This is a genomic window from Limnohabitans sp. (genome assembly GCF_034680285.1).
In the GTDB taxonomy this organism is placed as follows: domain Bacteria; phylum Pseudomonadota; class Gammaproteobacteria; order Burkholderiales; family Burkholderiaceae_C; genus Limnohabitans_A.
This window is the reverse complement of record NZ_JAXITC010000009.1, coordinates 46531-62901: the sequence shown is the minus strand read 5'-3', so window position 1 is coordinate 62901 and position 16371 is coordinate 46531. Positions and strand designations below refer to the sequence as shown.

General features: G+C 59.0%; 14 protein-coding genes. 7 read left to right on the top strand and 7 right to left on the bottom strand.

Annotated elements, in window-relative coordinates:
- Positions 1-80 precede the first annotated feature (80 nt).
- Together ssb and SWE17_RS09015 are read right to left on the bottom strand one after the other, a co-directional pair.
- The gene (ssb, locus tag SWE17_RS09020) at positions 81-581 is read right to left on the bottom strand and encodes a single-stranded DNA-binding protein (protein ID WP_322992771.1); all 501 of its coding nucleotides are present in this window, start codon (positions 579-581) and stop codon (positions 81-83) included.
- Between the two features lie 79 nt (positions 582-660).
- Positions 661-1848, bottom strand: a complete 1188-nt coding sequence (locus SWE17_RS09015; RefSeq protein WP_322992770.1) for an MFS transporter — start codon at positions 1846-1848, stop codon at positions 661-663.
- A 187-nt stretch (positions 1849-2035) separates the two neighbouring features.
- Here SWE17_RS09015 and uvrA point away from each other — a divergent pair, with 187 nt between their 5' ends.
- Positions 2036-4951: an excinuclease ABC subunit UvrA gene (gene uvrA, locus SWE17_RS09010; RefSeq protein WP_322992769.1), complete on the top strand. Its 2916-nt coding sequence runs from the start codon at positions 2036-2038 to the stop codon at positions 4949-4951.
- A gap of 52 nt (positions 4952-5003) precedes the next feature.
- Entirely contained in the window at positions 5004-5402 is a 399-nt protein-coding gene (locus SWE17_RS09005; protein WP_322992768.1) for a glutaredoxin, read from the top strand.
- A gap of 24 nt (positions 5403-5426) precedes the next feature.
- On the opposite strand, the gene SWE17_RS09000 is transcribed toward SWE17_RS09005, so the two are convergent.
- Positions 5427-5837, bottom strand: coding sequence for a PaaI family thioesterase (locus tag SWE17_RS09000; RefSeq protein WP_322992767.1), 411 nt, complete (start codon positions 5835-5837; stop codon positions 5427-5429).
- Complete coding sequence (locus SWE17_RS08995; RefSeq protein WP_322992766.1) at positions 5834-6193, bottom strand: MerR family transcriptional regulator; 360 nt, start codon at positions 6191-6193, stop codon at positions 5834-5836. Before SWE17_RS08995 ends, SWE17_RS09000 begins: the two co-directional genes overlap by 4 nt.
- A 142-nt stretch (positions 6194-6335) precedes the next feature.
- Between SWE17_RS08995 and SWE17_RS08990 the strand changes: the two genes are divergently transcribed.
- Positions 6336-7511 carry a serine hydrolase domain-containing protein gene (locus SWE17_RS08990; protein WP_322992765.1) on the top strand — a complete coding sequence of 392 codons (1176 nt, stop codon included), beginning with the start codon at positions 6336-6338 and terminating at the stop codon, positions 7509-7511.
- A gap of 29 nt (positions 7512-7540) precedes the next feature.
- Complete coding sequence (locus SWE17_RS08985) at positions 7541-9163, top strand: long-chain-fatty-acid--CoA ligase (RefSeq protein WP_322992764.1); 1623 nt, start codon at positions 7541-7543, stop codon at positions 9161-9163.
- Positions 9164-9309: 146 nt separating this feature from the next.
- Here the strand turns inward: SWE17_RS08985 and SWE17_RS08980 are convergent, their stop codons facing one another.
- A complete protein-coding gene (locus SWE17_RS08980; RefSeq protein WP_322992763.1) occupies positions 9310-9927 on the bottom strand; it encodes a glutathione S-transferase family protein in 618 nt (205 codons plus the stop codon).
- Positions 9928-10147: 220 nt separating this feature from the next.
- On the opposite strand from SWE17_RS08980, the gene SWE17_RS08975 reads away from it, so the two are divergent.
- The 3 genes from SWE17_RS08975 (at position 10148) to SWE17_RS08965 (ending at position 13868) form a co-directional block, all read left to right on the top strand.
- Complete coding sequence (locus SWE17_RS08975; RefSeq protein ID WP_322992762.1) at positions 10148-11335, top strand: acyl-CoA dehydrogenase family protein; 1188 nt, start codon at positions 10148-10150, stop codon at positions 11333-11335.
- A gap of 40 nt (positions 11336-11375) precedes the next feature.
- Positions 11376-12440, top strand: coding sequence for a serine hydrolase domain-containing protein (locus SWE17_RS08970; protein ID WP_322992761.1), 1065 nt, complete (start codon positions 11376-11378; stop codon positions 12438-12440).
- 267 nt (positions 12441-12707) lie between these two features.
- On the top strand, positions 12708-13868 hold the full coding sequence (locus SWE17_RS08965; RefSeq protein ID WP_322992760.1) for an IS30 family transposase: 1161 nt from the start codon (positions 12708-12710) through the stop codon (positions 13866-13868).
- Positions 13869-14026: 158 nt separating this feature from the next.
- Here the strand turns inward: SWE17_RS08965 and SWE17_RS08960 are convergent, their stop codons facing one another.
- Together SWE17_RS08960 and SWE17_RS08955 are read right to left on the bottom strand one after the other, a co-directional pair.
- The gene (locus SWE17_RS08960; RefSeq protein ID WP_322992759.1) at positions 14027-14335 is read right to left on the bottom strand and encodes a cupin domain-containing protein; all 309 of its coding nucleotides are present in this window, start codon (positions 14333-14335) and stop codon (positions 14027-14029) included.
- A gap of 756 nt (positions 14336-15091) precedes the next feature.
- The gene (locus SWE17_RS08955) at positions 15092-16369 is read right to left on the bottom strand and encodes an alpha/beta hydrolase (RefSeq protein ID WP_322992758.1); all 1278 of its coding nucleotides are present in this window, start codon (positions 16367-16369) and stop codon (positions 15092-15094) included.
- Between the last annotated feature and the right edge of the window lie 2 nt (positions 16370-16371).

Sequence of the window (16371 nt, the reverse complement as noted above, 5' to 3'; positions counted from 1 at the left end):
AATTTTTCAATAAAAAACCCGTGACGAAGGCCACGGGTTGAGTGACGATATCAGGGGCTTGAAAAGCTCATGCTTGTGGATCAGAACGGAATGTCGTCGTCCATGTCGTCAAAGTTGCTGGCAGCAGGTCTGGGCGCTGGCGCGGCTGCAGGGCGTTGCGCAGGTGCTGCAGCCAGACGTGAAGGGGCTTGGCGAGGCGCATAACCACCGCCACCACCGCCGTCTTCGGAAGGGCCGCCCATGCCTTGACGGCTACCCAGCATCTGCATGCTGTCGGCGCGGATGTCGGTGGCGTATTTCTCAACACCGTTCTTGTCGGTGTACTTGCGGGTGCGCAGGCTACCCTCGACATAGACCTGACTGCCTTTGCGGAGGTATTGACCAGCGATTTCGGCCAGTTTGGCAAAAAAGCTGATGCTGTGCCATTCGGTGGCCTCTTTCATCTCGCCGGACTGCTTGTCTTTGTAACGGTCGGTGGTGGCCACACGGATGCTGGTGACGGCATCGCCCGAAGGCAAATAGCGGGTTTCGGGGTCGGCGCCCAGATTGCCGACGATGATGACTTTGTTGACGGATGCCATGAAAACTCCTCGATGATGTTCGAATTATGGGGCCAATCCGGCACCCTGACAGCCCCCCGTCGCGAGCAGGGCCGCAGCCTCAGGCCGACGGCGCAGCCGTGGCCACCCGAGCCGGCGTTTGCATGGGCCAAGCCACCAGCAACCAGCTCAACAAGGCCCCACCGCAGCACAGAAACAGTGCGGGAGTACCCCAGGACTTGACCAACCACCCTCCCATCAATCCCCCCACAAAGAAGCCAAAAGACTGCAGTGTGTTGTAGACCCCCATGGCCGTGCCACGCAAAGCCCGGGGCGCCATGCGCGAAGCCAAGCTCGGTTGCGTCGCTTCCAGCGCGTTAAAGCCGCAAAAGAACAGCAAGAGCAGTACCGCCATCGCGCTCAAATGGGTGGTGCCCATCGACTGCCAAAACAAGCCCCCCTCCACCACCACAATCAGCACAATCGAAAGCAAAAACGCTTTTTTCAGGTGGCCTCGCCGCTCCAAGGTGAAAACCACCCCCAGAAACAAAAACGACACCAGCACAGCGGGCAAATAAACCTGCCAATGCTGCGCTGTCTGCAAACCCGCTTGCACCAACAAGGCGGGCACCGCCACCCACATGGCCAATTGCACCGCATGCAACACAAACACCCCCACATTCAATCGCATCAGGTCGGCGTTCACCAGCACGTCACGCAAACGCCCCCGGTGCTGCCCCACTTCCGGCATGGGTGCAGCAGGGGCGCCCCAAATCACAACACCCACACCTAGCAAAGCCAGCAAGCCTGTCAACCAGAACAAGCCGGACAAACCTATCCAAGCAGTGAGCAAGGGCGACACCACCAAAGACAATGCAAACATCAAGCCGATGCTGCCCCCGACCAGAGCCATGGCCTTGGTGCGCACTTCGTCCCGGGTCAGGTCAGCCAGCAAAGCGGTCACAGCAGCCGACACGGCCCCCGCACCTTGAAGGCTTCGACCCACCAGCAAACTGCTCAGGTCGGTCGCCGCTGCCGCCCAGAAGCTGCCCAGTGCAAAGACCACCAAACCCAACACAATGACGCGCTTGCGCCCAAAACGGTCAGACGCCATCCCAAAAGGCAGCTGCAACAAACCTTGCGTCAGGCCATAAATGCCCATGGCCAAACCCAACATCACCGGGTCTTCGCCGCCTGGATAGCGCCGGGCCTCTATGGCAAACACCGGTAACACCAGAAACAAACCGAGCATGCGCAGCGCAAAAATGCCCGCCAGCGAGGCACTGGCGCGACGCTCAATGGGCGTCATGTCCAAGGAGTGAGGAGAGGGCGAAGGGGAATGCACGAGATCTGCCACCAAAATTTCTGAAAAAGGCGAAAAGCCAAGCGCGGATTGTCCCTGATGGATGGCCTGCACTGCCAAAAAAAGCCCCGGCGGGGATAATCAAAGGTTTTGCTGATCTGGCCCCAACGTGAAACTAGCTGACTCTCCTCTCTTGCCCGAAGAACCCGAACCCGCGCGGTATCTGGCGACAGCACTGCGGCAGACCCATATCAGCGTGCGCGGGGCGCGTACCCACAACCTGAAAAACATCGACCTCGACATCCCCCGCAACCAGCTGGTGGTGATCACCGGCTTGTCCGGCTCGGGCAAGTCGAGCCTGGCTTTTGACACGCTGTATGCCGAGGGCCAGCGCCGCTATGTGGAAAGCCTGTCAGCCTATGCGCGGCAGTTTTTGCAATTGATGGACAAGCCCGATGTGGACCTGATTGAAGGCCTGTCGCCCGCGATTTCCATCGAGCAAAAAGCCACCAGCCACAACCCCCGCTCCACCGTGGGCACGGTCACCGAGATCCACGACTACCTGCGCTTGCTGTATGCCCGCGCTGGCACGCCGTATTGCCCCGACCACAAGCTGCCGCTGCAGGCGCAAACCGTGAGCCAGATGGTGGACACGGTGCTGGCCCTGCCCGAAGACACCAAGCTGATGATCCTCGCGCCCATTGCGCGTGAGAAAAAAGGCGAGTTTGAAAAAGTTTTTGAGCAAATGCAGGCCCTGGGCTATGTGCGCTTTCGCATCAATGGCCAGACGGTGGAAGTGGAAGACCTGCCCACCCTCAAGAAAACCGAGAAGCACAACATCGACGTGGTGGTAGACCGCATCAAAGTCCGATCTGAGGAGGATGCGAAAGCACGCGACGCCCTGCGCCAGCGCCTGGCCGAGAGCTTTGAAGCTGCGCTGCACCTGGCCGAGCACCGCGCAATGGCACTGGAAATGGACACGGGCAAAGAACACCTGTTCAACGCCAAGTTTTCCTGCCCCGTGTGCACTTATTCGATCAGCGAGCTCGAACCGCGTCTGTTCTCCTTCAACTCGCCCATGGGCGCTTGCCCCACCTGCGACGGCATTGGCAACATGGCGTTTTTTGATCCGGAGCGGGTCGTCGCCTTCCCGTCGCTCAGCTTGGCCAGTGGCGCCATCAAGGGTTGGGACCGGCGCAACGGTTTTTATTTCAGCATGCTCGAAAGCCTGGCCAAGCATTACCAATTCGACATCGAAACGCCATTTGAAAAACTCGAACCGATTCACCAACAGGTGCTGCTGCACGGCTCGGGCGAGGAAGAAATCAAGTTCAGTTACGTGATGGAATCTGGCGCATCGCAAGGCAAAAAGGTCAGCAAGAAGCACCCGTTTGAGGGAATCATTCCCAACATGACGCGCCGCTACCGCGAGACCGACTCGGCCGTGGTGCGCGAGGACCTGGCCCGCTACCGCAACATGCAGGCCTGCACCGATTGCCACGGCACCCGCTTGCGGCGCGAGGCGCGCCATGTGCGCATTGGCGACGGCGATCAGGCCCGCGCCATTTACGAGATCAGCCACATCACCCTGGGCGAATCGCAGCAGTATTTTCAGGGCCTGACAATGCACGGAGCCAAGGCCGAGATCGCCGACAAGGTGGTGCGCGAGATCGCGCTGCGCCTGAAGTTCTTGAACGACGTGGGCCTGAATTATTTGAGCCTAGACCGCAGCGCCGACACCCTGAGTGGCGGTGAATCGCAGCGCATCCGACTGGCCAGCCAGATAGGCTCGGGCCTCACGGGCGTGATGTACGTGCTGGACGAGCCCAGCATCGGCCTGCACCAGCGCGACAACGACCGCCTGATCGGCACGCTGCAGCACCTGCGCGACATCGGCAACAGCGTGCTGGTGGTCGAGCACGACGAAGACATGATCCGCGTGGCGGACCATGTGATCGACATGGGACCCGGCGCGGGCGTGCACGGCGGCCGCGTGATGGCGCAGGGCACCTGCGCCGACATCTTGGCCGCACCCGATTCGGTCACCGGCCAATACATGTCGGGCCGCAAAAAGATCGAGATCCCCAAGCGCCACAAAGCGGGCAAGGACTTCATCGAAATCGTCGGGGCCAGTGGCAACAACCTGAAAAGCGTGAACGTGAAGTTCCCCGTGGGGCTGCTCACTTGCGTGACGGGTGTCTCAGGCTCGGGCAAATCGACGCTGGTCAACGACACGCTTTACACCGCCGCCGCACACCAGATCCACCGTGCCCACGATGAAGCTGCTGCCCACGAAGAGATCAGAGGCCTTGAACACTTCGACAAGGTCATCAACGTCGACCAGTCGCCTATTGGCCGCACCCCGCGCAGCAACCCCGCCACCTACACGGGCCTGTTCACCCACATCCGCGAGCTGATGGCCGAAGTGCCTGCCGCACGCGAACGCGGCTATGGCCCGGGGCGTTTCAGCTTCAACGTGAGTGCATCGTCGGGTGGGGGCCGCTGTGAAGCCTGCCAAGGCGACGGCATGGTGAAAGTGGAGATGCACTTTTTGCCCGATGTGTATGTGCCCTGCGACGTGTGCCATGGCATGCGTTACAACCGCGAAACGCTGGAAGTGCAATACAAAGGCCAGAACATCGCGCAGATTTTGAATATGACGGTCGAAGCCGCGCACCAGTTCTTCAGCGCCGTGCCCAACATCGCCCGCAAGCTGCAAACCCTGCTCGACGTGGGTCTGACCTACATTCGCCTCGGGCAAAGCGCCACCACCTTGTCTGGCGGCGAGGCCCAGCGCGTGAAGCTCGCGCTGGAACTGTCCAAACGCGACACCGGCCGCACGCTCTACATCCTGGACGAACCCACCACCGGCCTGCACTTTGCAGACATCGACCTGCTGCTGAAAGTCTTGCACCAGCTGCGCGACGCGGGCAACACCATCGTCATCATCGAGCACAACCTTGACGTGATCAAAACCGCCGACTGGTTGATTGACATGGGGCCAGAGGGCGGTGCGGGCGGTGGCACGGTGCTGGGCGAAGGCACGCCAGAGCAACTGGCCAAAAACAAGGCGAGCTTCACGGGCCACTATTTGGCACGTTTGCTGTGATGGTGCGGCTTCCCCCTATTTTTTCATCCATTTTTGAATTGTTGAGACCCTTATGAAAACCGTCATCCGAGCATTCTTCAGAACTCTGCGCATCGTGCTCGGCCCCGTCATGCTGCTCAAAGAGCGCCTGACCCAACCCGCTGGCGTGCAACGCGCACCCGCCGAGCAAGCCGCGGTCGACCAAGCCTGCCAAAGCCTGGCGCTCTACCAGTTCAGCACCTGCCCGTTTTGCATCAAGGTGCGCCAAGAAATGCGTCGCTTGTCGCTGCCGATTGAAAAGCGCGATGCGCAGCACCATGCCGATCACCGCAATGAATTGCTGCAAGGCAGTGGCGCGACCAAGGTGCCGTGTCTCAAGATCACCGAAGCGGATGGTCAAACCCGTTGGCTGCAGGACTCGACCGAAATCGTGACCTATCTGCGCGGGCGATTTGCGGCAACTGCGGCTTGAGGGCCATTGGCCGTTCTGAATCGGTCACGCGGCTTGAACCACCGTGAGCAAAGTCTGACCGTTCGCCACCAGCTTTTCGCCTTCTGCATCCACCGCAAACAAATCACAGCTGGTGAACACCTGTGCTTTGCCGGGTTTGACCACCCGAGCCCGAGCGATGAACTTTTGCCCCACCGCAGGTCGCAGGCAATTGACTGAAAAGTTGGCAGCCAGCAAATTCGGCCCCGCCACCGTACCGGCTGCAAAGCCGCACGCGGTGTCGATCAATGTGCCGATCAGGCCTGCGTGCAAGAAGCCTGAATACTGACCCACCTCTGGACGCCAAGGCATCTGGATTTCCACAAAGCCGGGTTCGGCCACGGTCACCTCAATGCCGCACCAGCGGTTGAATTCGGCCATGGCATTGATTTTTTTCAACATGTCGAGTGGACTCATTGCGATTTCCTTTGCTTGTTTTCAAACCAGCCGATGTGGTCAATCAGCTTCTTGCGCAATGCTTGGTGTTCGGCGATGACCTGGTCGATCTCGGCCACACGCGCCAAAATCGCGTCGATCATGTCTTGTGCCGACAATTTGCCCGTTTTGAAGCGCGGCAAATACTCGGCAATGAAGGGCAGCGAAAAGCCCATCTCTCGCGACATGGCGATGAAGATGACGTGTTGGACGGTTTTTTCCTCGTAGTCGCGGTAGCCGTTGGGCAGTCGCTGGCTGTCAATGAGGCCATCGGCCTCGTACCGCCGCAAGCGGTGCACCGACACCTGGGTCTTGGCAGAGAGTTCTGAAATGCGCATGAATCCAGTCTAGCAACGCTCGCGCAGTGCGAGGGTTATCTCTTTTGACACATGGGCGACAAGCCCGGCGGGCGTCTGCGCCGCAGGTGATACCCCGCTGCGCCGTGCTGGTGTACAAAACATCCTTCTTCAGGAGCACCCGATGACCACTCACCCCGCTTTGACCCACGCACACCCTGCTGACGTGGGCGTGTGCCCCGAGCGAGCGCAGCGACTGATGGACGTACTGCGACGCGAAGTGGCCAGCGGCAGGTTGCCAGGCGCTGTGGCCATGGTCGCCCGGCGCGGGCAGATCGCCCTTCTGGAGGCCGTGGGCCAGCAAGACCCCGGCACAGGCCAGCCCATGCAGATCAACAGCATCTTTCGCATCTATTCGATGACCAAGCCGGTCGTGTCGGTGGCGGTGATGATGCTGGTTGAACGCGGGCAATTGCTGCTCTCCGACCCGGTCAGCCGCTGGATGCCCGAGTACAAAAACCAGAAAGTGGCCACCGCCCAGGGGTTGGAGCCGGTCAAGCAAGAGGCCACGGTGCAAGACCTGCTGCGCCACACGGCCGGGCTGACCTATGAATTTTTGGGTACATCGCCCGTGCAGCAGCAGTACGGCCAAGTCAAGATCGCCTCACGCGAGCGGACCAACGCTGAGTTTTCTCAAACGCTGGCGGGCGTGCCGTTGCAGTTCCAACCTGGCACCGTGTGGGCCTACAGCCGCGCCACCGATGTGCTGGGGCGATTGGTCGAGGTGGTGAGCGGGCAAAGCCTGGGGTCGTTCCTACAAACTGAAATTTTTGGCCCACTGGGCATGGTGGACACAGGCTTTTCCGTACCACCCGCGCAGCACCACCGCATTGCCGAACCTTTTGCGTACGACCCTGATGGTGGTGTACCCATGAAGGTGATCGAACCCCGCGAAGTGCCCGCCATGGAAAGTGGCGGCGGTGGACTCATGTCCACCACCCTGGACTACGCCCGCTTTTTGCAGTTCTTGCGCAACCGGGGCGAGCTGAACGGGGTGCGCCTGCTGGGCCCGCACACGGTGGACTACATGACATCCGACCATCTGGGCGGCATCCCGGCCGATGGCACGCTGCTGCCGCCGGGCCACGGCTTTGGTCTCGGGTTTGCGGTGCGCACCCACTTGGGCTTGTCGCCGGTGCCCGGCTCGGTGGGCTTGTATTACTGGGGCGGGATCGCGGGCACCACCTTTTTTGTGGACCCGGCGCTCGACATGTATGCCATGTTGATGATTCAAGCACCCAACCAAAGAGATTACTATCGGCCCCTGTTCCGCGACCTGGTGTACGCGGCCTTGCTGTAAAAAATTCGAAACCATTAAAGACAAAAACCATGTCCACATCCGGCCTCATGATGAATCGCCCGCTGCTCATTTCGGGCATTCTTGAACACGGCGCTGCGCAATTCGGCGACCAAGAAATCGTCTCGCGCGAAACGCATGGCCCACTGCACCGCACCACCTATGCCGACACCGCGAAACGCGCACGTCAGCTCGCCAACGCGCTGGCCCAAATGGGTTTGAAGGCCGGCAGCGCGGTCGGCTCAATCGCCTGGAACAACCACCGCCACCTGGAGGCGTATTACGCCGTCTCGGGCAGCGGCATGGTCATGCACACCTGCAACCCGCGCCTGCACCCCCAGCAGCTGATCTATGTGATCAACCACGCCGAAGACGAGGTGGTGCTGTTTGACGCCACCTTCGCGCCGCTGGTCAAAGGCATTGCCGCGCATTGCCCCAAAGTCCGCGCCTGGGTGTGCCTGGCCGATGCGGTCAACACACCCGTTATCGAGGGCGTGGCCAATGTGATGAATTACGAAGGCCTGCTCACCGGCCACAGCGACAGCTTCGACTGGCCCGAATTGGACGATCAAACCGGCGCTGCGCTGTGCTACACCTCGGGCACCACCGGCAACCCCAAGGGCGTGCTGTACACGCACCGCGCCATCGTGCTGAACGCCACCATGGCCTGTCTGCCCGATGTGCTGAGCCTGTCCACACAAGAGACCATCTTGCCCGTGGTGCCCATGTTCCACATCAACGCCTGGTGCATCCCCTATGCCGCGCTGGTGGCAGGCACCAAGCTGGTCTTGCCTGGCCCCAAGCTCGACGGCCCCAGCTTGTACGAACTGATGGACAGCGAGCAGGTCACCATCAGCGCAGGCGTGCCCACCATCTGGATGGGCCTGATCCAGCATGTGGAGCAAAACAACTTGCGCTTTGCCCACATGAAACGCACCGCGGTTGGCGGCTCAGCCATGCCCATGGCGCTGATCGCCAAGTTCATGGACAACTACGGTGTGGAAGTGCGCCACGGCTGGGGCATGACCGAGACCACGGCTGTCGCCACCATGAGCAACCTGAGCCGGGCCGACCGCCTCAAGCCCGCCGCCGAGCAGCACGCCATCGTGGCCAAACAAGGCAAAACCGTATCAGGCATCGAAATCAAAATCGTCGATGAAAACGGCGCGACCCTGCCCCGCGACGGCACATCGCAAGGCGAGTTGATGGTGCGCGGTCAGTGGATCGTGGAGCGTTACTTCAAGGCCGAGAAAACCGCGCTGGTGGACGGCTGGTTCCCCACGGGCGACATCGCCACGATTGACGCCCACGGCACCATGCAGATCCGCGACCGGACCAAGGATGTGATCAAAACCGGTGGCGAATGGATCAGCTCGATCGACCTGGAAAACGCCGCCATCGGTCACCCGGCCGTGGCCATGGCCGCCGTGATTGGCGTCAAGCACCCCAAGTGGGACGAGCGCCCGCTGCTGTTCATCGTGCGCAAGCCCGGCCAGGCGCTGGAGAAGCAAGAGATCCTCGACTTCCTCACCACCAAGGTCGCCAAGTGGTGGGTGCCCGACGATGTGGTGTTCCTCGAATCGCTGCCCGTGGGCGGCACCGGCAAGGTTCAGAAGAACGACCTGCGCAAGGAATACGGCGGCGTGTTCAGCTGATCACGCCTTGCTGAGCAAGATTTGGCCCTGTTGGAGCCCCGCCCTCGGGGCGATCGGTGGTGGTCTCAGGGGCTTGATGGCGGCGAGGGCACCGCTCCTACAGAGGCGCTCCTGAAACAACCATCGGCTTAACCTCAGCCTGCGGCTCAAACTTTGGCGCTTGGCCGCTCGTTCATGCGGTCGCGCCAAGCCTGCAAGGCGCTCATGCCCTCGTCGCCGGGCACGAATTTCATCAGGCCGCGTGCAAACTCCAAGGCGCAAAACGCGGTGATGTCGGCGATGGTGAAGCGCTCGCCCGCGATGAAGGGCTGCTTTTGCAGGCGCTGGTCAAAGCCCCGCGCTACATCGCGCACTTTCTCGGCTTGCGAGCGCCCAAACTCCGGAAACTGGGGTTTCTCTAAAGCCGCCAAGCCCGGGTGGCTGTGGCGGATCGCGTTGGCGATGCCACCCAGCAAATACAGCTCCACCTGCCGGTCGGCCATCTCAATGAAACCGCGCTCATCGCCCTCGCCCATCAGGTTGGGCTCCGGGTAGCGGCCCTCCAGCAAAGTGCAGATCGCCCTTGTCTCGGTGATCACACGGCCGTCGTCCAGCTCCAACGCAGGCACTTTGGCCAACGGGCTCTTGGCCAGGTACTCGGGCTGGCGGTGCTCGCCGCCGTTCAGGTCCATGCTGACCATCTCGATACCGGTGATGTTTTTCTCTACCAAAAACATCAACACCCGGCGAGGGCTCGGGGCGCGGTGGGCGGTGTAGAGCTTCATGGTTTTCCTTTTGAGGGCAAGGGCCTATTCAAGTCTGGGCCCGTGGCGTGCAGACTAGCACCCGCCTGTTCTAGGGCATGCCGCCCAGATGACAGGCCACTTCAAGCTCCGAGAAAAGACGCCCGGGCGACAGCAAGTCGCAGGCCGGACAGGACAAGCCCCGCACAGCCTTTCCAATCGTGACCAGACACCCTGTTCAACGATTTGAAATACCCTGACCATGAACTTCGACATCCCACCGGACATAGCGGCCCTGCGTGACCGCACAAGGCAGTTCATCGCCGATCAGGTGATCCCGCTGGAGGGTGACCCGCGCCACGGCCATCATGGTTCGTCCGAAGATTTGCGGCAGGAATTGGTGGCCCGCGCACGCGCTGCGGGCTTGCTCACGCCACACGCCTCCAAGGCCATGGGGGGTCTGGGCCTGAACCACATCGCCAAAGCGGTGGTGTTTGAAGAAGCCGGTTATTCCAACTTGGGGCCCACCGCGCTCAACATCCACGCCCCCGACGAAGGCAATATCCACCTCATGGAAGAAGTGGCCACCCCGGCGCAAAAAGAGCGCTGGCTGCGCCCGCAGGTGGCGGGCCTCACGCGCTCGTGCTTTGCCATGACCGAGCCCGCCCCCGGCGCGGGCGCTGACCCGTCGATGCTCCAAACTACCGCAGTACGCGATGGCGACGACTACGTGATCAACGGCCTCAAGTGGTTCATCACCGGGGCCGACGGCGCGGATTACATCATCGTCATGGCGCGAATGGAAGACGGCACGGCCACCATGTTTTTGACCGACATGGACAAAGCGGGCATCACGCTTGAGCGCAGCATGGACGCGATGGACAACTGCTTCACGGGTGGCCACGGCGTGCTGCGATTTGAGAATCTGCGCGTGCCCGCTACAGACGTGCTGGGCGAAGTGGGTCAGGGTTTTCGCTACGCGCAGATTCGGCTCGCACCTGCCCGCCTGACGCACTGCATGCGCTGGTTGGGGCAGGCCCGCCGTGCGCACGACATTGCACTGGCCTACGCCAGCCGCCGCAATGCTTTTGGCAAACCGCTGGCCGAACACGAAGGCGTGGGCTTCATGCTGGCCGACAACGACATCGACCTGCACACCGCCCGCCTGCACATCTGGCACACCGCTTGGTTGCTCGACCAAGGCCACAAAGGCGGTTTTGAATCGAGCCGCGCCAAAGTGGCTTGCTCTGAAGCCGAATGGCGCGTGGTGGACCGCTGTGTACAAATCCTCGGCGGCCAGGGCGTGACGGCCGAAACACCGGTGATGCGCATTTTTATGGACATGCGTGCCTTCCGGATTTATGACGGCCCGAGCGAAGTCCACCGCTGGAGCATGGCCCGAAAGCTGGTGTACAAATCCCAGCAGGCCGCCAAAGCGGCCCTGGGCTAACAGTCGCCCAGTTCCCCCCTTGACCGAAGCGAGCTTGCACATGACCCCCTCCCTGGCATCCACCGTTGAATTCATCCAATCGTGTGAAACACCCTGGTCGCGTGATACCTCGCCGCCTTGGGGCATCCATGAAGCAGACCCACCGCCCTACAACCGCTTGTATGGCCCGGTGCACGGCAGAGGGCCCGTGTCTGGGGTTTTGTTTCATCAACACCAGTTGTTGGCCCAGTGGGGCGAGCCCCACAAGGCCGATCTGACCTTCAGTGTGGCCAAGACTTATTTGGCCTTGCTGGCAGGCTTGGCGTTCGACCAGGGCCTGATCCCCAACGTCCACACGCCTGTGGCCGAGCAATGCCCCGGCATTGGCTTCGAAGGCGAGAGGCTGTCGCGCATCACTTGGCACCATTTGCTGCAGCAAACCAGCGAATGGGAAGGCACTTGTTTGGGCATTCCCGAACAAGTGGACCGCTACCGCTGGCTGGCTTACCAAACGGGTCAGGCCGATGGCCAAAAGGGCGATGCCCGGCCACTGGGCGAGCCGGGCTCCCGGTTTGAGTACAACGACGTGCGCATCAACCAACTGTCATTGGCCTTGCTGCACTTGTTCAAGCGCCCGCTGCCCGAGGTGTTTGAAGAATTTTTCCGAAAACCGCTGGGCTGTTCAGATGACTTTCAATGGGTGGGTTACGAACAAGGCTGGACCCAAGTCAACGGCCAACGCATGATGTCTGTCCCCGGGGGCAGCCACTGGGGTGGCGGGGTGTCGATCTCAGCCATGGACCAAGCGCGGATTGGCCTGATGCTCATGGGGCAAGGCCAATACCAAGGCCAACAAATTTTGTCCAAAAAGTGGCTCGAGATGATGCAGCAGCCCTGCGACATCGCGCCCTATTACGGCTACCTGATTTGGTTGAACAAAGACGGCGCGCTGTTCAAAGATGCACCCCGAAGCTCCTGGTTTGCCATTGGCGCGGGTTCTTCCATCACCTGGGTGGACCCCGAGCTGGAGTTGGTGTGCATCATGCGGTGGATTGACGCTGATAAAACCAATGATTGCATCGCACGGGTGATGCAGCTTGACTCGGTCAGGCTGAAGGTTTTCTGAGAGGCGAGCCCATTTGCAGCGCGTTGTGCAGCGCATCGTGCAGACCCCGTCAATAAAGGAAAAACGACCCCTCTGAACTGACCCAGCCAGCGCAGGCCGGAGTCCGGCTGGTCCGCCTGTCACCTCTATAAAAATGAACGAGTTACGCGAGGACGAAAAAACAGTTTTTGTGGCGTTGGCAGGCTAAGGTAATGACTGTTTAAGGCGGCGGATTCAACCGGTCGATGCAACATACTAACCACCGCGAAAACGGAAGGAGTGTTGCAGATGAAGCGACGACCAAGGATTTACTATTCCGATAGCCAGAAAGCGCTGATGTGGGAGCGCTGGAAACAAGGCTTTACTTTGCATGAGATTGGCAAGATCTTCGATAGGCCACACACGTCGATTCACCGAATACTTGCAGAAACAGGCGGGTTCAGACCGGCTCAACGATCACGCTCATCGACAGCTTTAACGCTTGCCGAGCGTGAAGAAATCTCAAGGGCTTTGGTCTCTGGCGAATCGATTCGATCCATAGCCACCAGGCTTGGACGAGCTCCATCAACGATCAGTCGAGAAATCAAGCGCAATGGAGGCAAAGAAAGCTATCGTGCAAACCAAGCCGACCAAGCTACTTGGGAGCGTGCGCGACGACCAAAGCGCTGCAAGCTGCGTGAGAACCGCAGATTAGCCCACATCGTGGCGAAAAAAATGCGGATGTTCTGGTCTCCGGAACAAATCTCAGGCTGGCTAAAGCATACTTATCCGTGCGACGAAAGCTATCACGTGTCACATGAGACCATCTACCGCAGCCTATTCATTCAAGCACGTGGCGCTTTGAAGAAAGAGTTGTTGGCGCACCTCAGGCGCACCCGCGGAATGCGGCGATCTCGCCACTACACCCAGAAGACAGCAATTCATGGGCAGATCGTTGATGCTGTTTCGATCAGTGAGCGGCCTGCCTGCGTGGAAGACCGAGCCGTTCCTGGACACTGGGAGGGAGACTTGGTCTTTGGCAGTGGCAGCAGCCAGATTGCAACACTGGTTGAGCGTCAAACGCGATATGTGATGCTGGTGAAGCTTGATGGCAAGGACTCGCAGACGGTCGTCAACGCACTCATCAAGAGCGCCCGCAGACTGCCCCAAGAGCTCTACAAATCGCTGACCTGGGACCGAGGCACAGAGATGCACGCACACAAGAAATTCACAATGGCCACAGACATCCAGGTTTACTTCTGCGATCCGCAAAGCCCTTGGCAACGCGGCAGCAACGAGAACACGAATGGACTACTCAGACAGTACCTGCCTAAGGGCGTGAACATCTCGGGCTATTCGCAGGTTCAGCTCAACGCGATTGCGCGACAATTAAACGAGAGGCCACGCAAAACGCTCGGCTTCCATACGCCCGCTGAGATGTTCAGCGAATGCGTTGCATCGACCGGTTGAATCCGCCGCTGGTTGCTGTCACTCTCCATCAAGCAAACCAAGGGCCGCTTTCGACCCAATTGGCATTCCCCCAAATTCCTAGACACTTTTCATAGCGCAGTTTGACGTTGGGCGTGTTTGTATGACCATGCCGTTGCGTGACGTCTCTACCGACTGGGCTAGGCGGCACTGCTGCCAGATTTGCCAGGCTCGCCAGCGACCACGTAAGGGACAACTCTGTCTTGTTCCGCTGGGTCGTTTCGAGCTACCACTGCTCTGGCCGGTTCGCTCGCACTGAGATTTGTGGCGTCATGCGGCACGCCTGCTGGGATGAATAGGAACTGGCCAGCGGTGCTGATCACTTCGTGCTCGAGGTTCTCACCCCACCGCGTGCGGACCATGCCCTCCAATACGTAAATGCCTGTTTCGTACCCCAAGTGCACGTGAGGCTCAGCCTTGGCACTTGGCGGGATAACCACCAAGTGCATGGACAGACCGGTAGCTCCTACCGTTTGACCTGAAATGCCAAGGAAATAGGGCAAGCGTTGGAGAGTGTCTGTCTCCCGCTCTGGGACGATGGGCTGAACTTGCGGAGCCTTAACCATGTGCAGAACTTTCTGTGTGCCACCTTACGTAATGTAGACCGCATAACCCAGTAAATACATCCGGGGACAGTCGATACATCTTTTAAATTAAATAGTTGCAATCCGCTTGCGCCTTGTTTTGAAGGGCTCATCTTCTGTGATTTTGTACAGGTATAAATTTGCCATTAAACTCGGTGCCCCTTCCTTGCAGTCCAACCTCTTGCATAGTCCGGTGCTCAAGCGGGTTAGTTATCTCCACTATAGCCTCAAAACTGAATCGCCCCGGGTTTGAACTGACCCCCAAGAGTTGGACAGGGATGATTGTGTAGAACTTCTGAGCCGATTACAGTTAAAGTCAGCAAATCTATGGGGCCTGATGAATTTCTCAGATTTATCCATCAGATCTTCAATAACACAGCGAATTAATCCCCGGATTCGAGACGTAGGTCGATGTGTTTCACTCTTCGTGGAGCACTGTTTCTGTTTGTTCTTGAATTCACCAATCCCAACTTAACGTCGGACTTGTCAATGACACTCCAAGAAATCCTCATTGAACTGCGATCCTTGACCGGTATTCCCGACCTGACTCTGGACTGTTGACCCTGTGCTTGCGAGGCATCCGTTCAAGAAGAGCAGAGGCGGCGCAGGCGCAGGTGTTGATCACTTGAGCTGATTCAGCCAGGCCAAGGCATCGGGTGCCGCAGTGATGAATGTGGCTCGGTGGTTGGCACCGCTCACACGTTGTGTCTGAACATTGTTTTTGTTCTGCTCTTCGGAATTGCCGATCAATATGCTCTGATATGCACTGGCCAAGGTGCCGATCGATTCTTTGATGGCTTCGTCGCGTGAGCCAAAATACATCCGTACAGGTGCCTTGAACAAGTGCCGATAAGTTTCGTTCTGGCGCAACAACGCTCCGTACTCAGACTTGGCAAAGAAGGATGGATCTTTGTATTCAGGCCGGAAATAATTGAGCAGCGGTTGACGCCCCAGTTTCTGAAACATGGCCAGCAAATTGGTCGGTGCACCATAGCTGCGTGTGTAGACACTTTGCATGTTGGCGAAATGGTCAGGGTGTATGACCGATCGAGCCAGACCCGGTTTGTTGTAATAGTACTCATAAGAAAACACAGACAGAGCCACGATGGTGTTGAGCCAGATCGCATCGAGGCCTTCACGTGGGTAATACATCAGACCATGCAAAGCAGCATAGGGATCATTGGGTGCTGAGGCAGTGAATGCAGCATCGACCTTCACACCCTCTGACTCAAGCTTGTTCACAAAACCTGTGGTGTTTAAACCACCCAGCGACCAGCCTCCAAGAAATAGCCGTGAGGGAGCCATGCCCTTATCCTGTAGGAACTTTTGCACATCAAGGTAAAGATCGAAATTGGCTTGCTGTGTGCTGTCTTTGACAAAGTAGGCTTCGTTGTTCTGCGCGTTACCGCCCATGCCGAAGTAGTCAGCTGCCATCATGGCCATGCCATTGCCTGCATACAGTGCCACCATGTAGCGAGTTTCATAAGCGCCTTCGTAATGGGGGTGTCCGCTGGGATTCGAAGCTTTGAAGGCGAAAGAGGGGACCTCGTATTTGCCAAACACCGTGCCGTGCTGGTAAGACATCAGGGGCAGCGATCCCTTTTTATCTGTCTTGGGCAATGCCAGTAATCCTGTGGTTCGGACAACTTTGCGGCCTTGTTCGGGCACCACGGAGTCGTAGGCGACCGTGTACAGGTCCACATCGTTGCGGGCCTGAGAGACGGGGGGCAGGGCGTAGGACGCATCTGGCGGTGAGGCCTTCAGAAAGCCCTCACGTTCTTGATTCAGGATGGTGTTGAGTTCCTGAGCCGTCACGGTTTTCAGGAACTCGAACTTCGCGTTTGCGGCATGTGCACTGTGCATCAGCAGTGTGAAGGAAATGATCAAAAATGTGCGCATTG

What these genes read in the sequence shown, in the direction of transcription:
- ssb (WP_322992771.1), bottom strand. Translation starts at nt 581, where the DNA reads ATGGCATCCGTCAACAAAGTCATCATCGTCGGCAATCTGGGCGCCGAC.
- SWE17_RS09015 (WP_322992770.1), bottom strand. Translation starts at nt 1,848, where the DNA reads ATGACGCCCATTGAGCGTCGCGCCAGTGCCTCGCTGGCGGGCATTTTT.
- SWE17_RS09005 (WP_322992768.1), top strand. Translation starts at nt 5,004, where the DNA reads ATGAAAACCGTCATCCGAGCATTCTTCAGAACTCTGCGCATCGTGCTC.
- SWE17_RS09000 (WP_322992767.1), bottom strand. Translation starts at nt 5,837, where the DNA reads ATGAGTCCACTCGACATGTTGAAAAAAATCAATGCCATGGCCGAATTC.
- SWE17_RS08995 (WP_322992766.1), bottom strand. Translation starts at nt 6,193, where the DNA reads ATGCGCATTTCAGAACTCTCTGCCAAGACCCAGGTGTCGGTGCACCGC.
- SWE17_RS08990 (WP_322992765.1), top strand. Translation starts at nt 6,336, where the DNA reads ATGACCACTCACCCCGCTTTGACCCACGCACACCCTGCTGACGTGGGC.
- SWE17_RS08985 (WP_322992764.1), top strand. Translation starts at nt 7,541, where the DNA reads ATGTCCACATCCGGCCTCATGATGAATCGCCCGCTGCTCATTTCGGGC.
- SWE17_RS08980 (WP_322992763.1), bottom strand. Translation starts at nt 9,927, where the DNA reads ATGAAGCTCTACACCGCCCACCGCGCCCCGAGCCCTCGCCGGGTGTTG.
- SWE17_RS08975 (WP_322992762.1), top strand. Translation starts at nt 10,148, where the DNA reads ATGAACTTCGACATCCCACCGGACATAGCGGCCCTGCGTGACCGCACA.
- SWE17_RS08970 (WP_322992761.1), top strand. Translation starts at nt 11,376, where the DNA reads ATGACCCCCTCCCTGGCATCCACCGTTGAATTCATCCAATCGTGTGAA.
- SWE17_RS08965 (WP_322992760.1), top strand. Translation starts at nt 12,708, where the DNA reads ATGAAGCGACGACCAAGGATTTACTATTCCGATAGCCAGAAAGCGCTG.
- SWE17_RS08960 (WP_322992759.1), bottom strand. Translation starts at nt 14,335, where the DNA reads ATGCACTTGGTGGTTATCCCGCCAAGTGCCAAGGCTGAGCCTCACGTG.
- SWE17_RS08955 (WP_322992758.1), bottom strand. Translation starts at nt 16,369, where the DNA reads ATGCGCACATTTTTGATCATTTCCTTCACACTGCTGATGCACAGTGCA.